The organism is Endozoicomonas atrinae, from assembly GCF_001647025.1.
Classification (GTDB): domain Bacteria; phylum Pseudomonadota; class Gammaproteobacteria; order Pseudomonadales; family Endozoicomonadaceae; genus Endozoicomonas; species Endozoicomonas atrinae.
On record NZ_LUKQ02000471.1, the window covers coordinates 1 to 2,170 of the forward strand.

Below are 2,170 nucleotides of genomic sequence, written 5' to 3' on the forward strand. Positions count from 1 at the left end.
GCGTCATTCGTAAGGCGATCAAGAACCGGAAGATTTTTCGGACTGATGAGTCAGTCATGAAGGTAATCTATCTGGCCATGGAAAAAGCTTCCGAGAAATGGACCATGCCGATCAGGAACTGGAAAGCAGCCATGAACCGGTTTGAAATTATGTTTCCTGACCGGTTCAAGGAGTAATAGTTTTGGTGGCGTTTACACAGAATTATTTACAGGCTCGTTAGGCACTTGTAACTCCTGATCAATGCATATCAGCTACTTATGCCGTAATTGCATTGATTAGGTGTTTCAGGTTTACGTAACGTCACCATTTTATCAGTATCAAATTTGCTTTCCTTCTCTTCCCCGTTTAACAACTCGTCTATTGCCGCTTATTTCAAAAGATAAATTAGTAATGTTATTCAGAGGCTGGTGACTCAGGTTCAGCTTATGACTGATGACTATGAGGTTTATACGAAATCGAATACTCGGTGTATGATGTGGCACGGATAATAAATAACAATTAAATTTCTACAAGGAAATGCCATGAAGCCGGAAACCATTGCCCTGCATGCAGGCTATGAGGGGGATCCAACAACTCGTGCTGCCACAACACCCATCTATCAGACGGTATCTTACACCTTTGATGATACCCAGCACGGTGCTGATTTGTTTGATCTGAAGGTTGCGGGCAATATTTACTCGCGAATCATGAACCCAACCAATGCGGTGCTGGAGGCGAGACTGGCTGCCCTGGAAGGTGGAATTGGTGCGCTGACGGTTGCTTCCGGCATGATTGCCATCACCTATGCTCTGCAGACCATTGCGGATACTGGCAGCAATATTGTTTCTACCAGCCAGCTCTATGGCGGGACTTATAATCTCTTTGCCCACACGTTCCCGCGCCAGGGCATTGAAGTACGTTTTGCTTCCCATGACGACTACGATGGACTGGAAGCGCTGATTGATGAAAACACCCGTGCTGTTTTCTGTGAGTCCATTGGCAACCCTGCCGGTAACATTGTCGATATCCAGAAACTGGCCGAACTGGCGCACCGTCACGGTGTACCGCTGGTGGTGGATAATACGGTTGCAACGTCTATCCTGTGTCGTCCAATCGAGCATGGTGCCGATATTGTGGTGCACTCCCTGACCAAGTACGTGGGTGGCCATGGTACAACGCTAGGGGGTGTGATTATCGACAGTGGCAAGTTTGACTGGGCTGGAAACAAAGAGCGCTTTGCCATTCTCAATGAGCCTGACCCTTCTTATCATGGTGTCGTTTATACCGAAGCACTTGGAGAGGCGGCTTTTATCGGCCGTGCCAGAGTGGTTCCATTGCGGAATACGGGTGGAGCTCTGGCGGCGCAGAGCGCATTCCAGTTAATGCAGGGGCTGGAAACACTGGCATTACGGATGGAACGGCATTGTGAAAACGCAGAAAAGGTCGCTGCTTTTCTAAAAAATCATCCTCAGGTCAGCAGGGTCAATTATGCGGGGCTGGATGATAGCCCTTATCGTGCAACGGCGGATAAGATCACCGCTGGTAAGGCTTCCGGAATATTAAGCTTTGGGATTAAAGGTGGAAAAGAAGCGGGAGCCCGCTTTATTGACGCCCTGCAGATGGTTCTTCGGCTGGTGAATATTGGCGATGCCAAGTCTCTGGCCTGCCATCCGGCATCCACTACCCACCGCCAGCTTAACCCTCAGGAGCTGGAGTCTGCTGGCGTTTCTGAAGATATGGTTCGCCTTTCCATCGGTATTGAACATATCGACGATATTATTGCGGATATTGATCAGGCGCTGCAGGCCAGCATGGCTTAATGATCCTGTGCCAGACAGACTCCTGTCTGGCTTTCCCTGCTCAGGCTATGTACGAATTGCTTGATACATTATCTGCGTGCTAGCGTTCAGCCATCATTAAAACAATGATGGAGGATAGGTTGATGATTGTAGTAATCACTTGCCGGACGCAGATGGAAATAATACCAATTGAATTTTCTAACTACTGTATAACTGCCCAATCACGGGAGCACAGACTGAACAGTCGACCAGCTTCGCTGCAAAGGTTATTCCAAGCTTCACAGCAACAATCTACAATATTTTCATAACCTGAAAATGCTTTGTTTGATAAGTCATGCTCCCGCATCCACTCCCATAGCCTTTCTGAGCTGTTTAACTCCGGTGCGAATGGT

1 protein-coding gene and 2 pseudogenes are annotated in these 2,170 nt (G+C 48.0%); 2 read left to right on the forward strand and 1 reads right to left on the reverse strand.

Annotated features, from left to right (window positions below; translation table 11 throughout):
- Together AK963_RS32700 and AK963_RS28025 are read left to right on the forward strand one after the other, a co-directional pair.
- Nucleotides 1-176: pseudogene (locus tag AK963_RS32700) on the forward strand (IS256 family transposase); the annotation flags it as partial.
- 345 nt (nucleotides 177-521) lie between these two features.
- Nucleotides 522-1,799 carry an O-acetylhomoserine aminocarboxypropyltransferase/cysteine synthase family protein gene (locus AK963_RS28025; RefSeq protein WP_066018598.1) on the forward strand — a complete coding sequence of 426 codons (1,278 nt, stop codon included), beginning with the start codon at nucleotides 522-524 and terminating at the stop codon, nucleotides 1,797-1,799.
- A gap of 181 nt (nucleotides 1,800-1,980) precedes the next feature.
- Here AK963_RS28025 and AK963_RS36145 read toward each other — a convergent pair.
- Nucleotides 1,981-2,170, reverse strand: a pseudogene (locus AK963_RS36145) (IS630 family transposase); the annotation flags it as partial.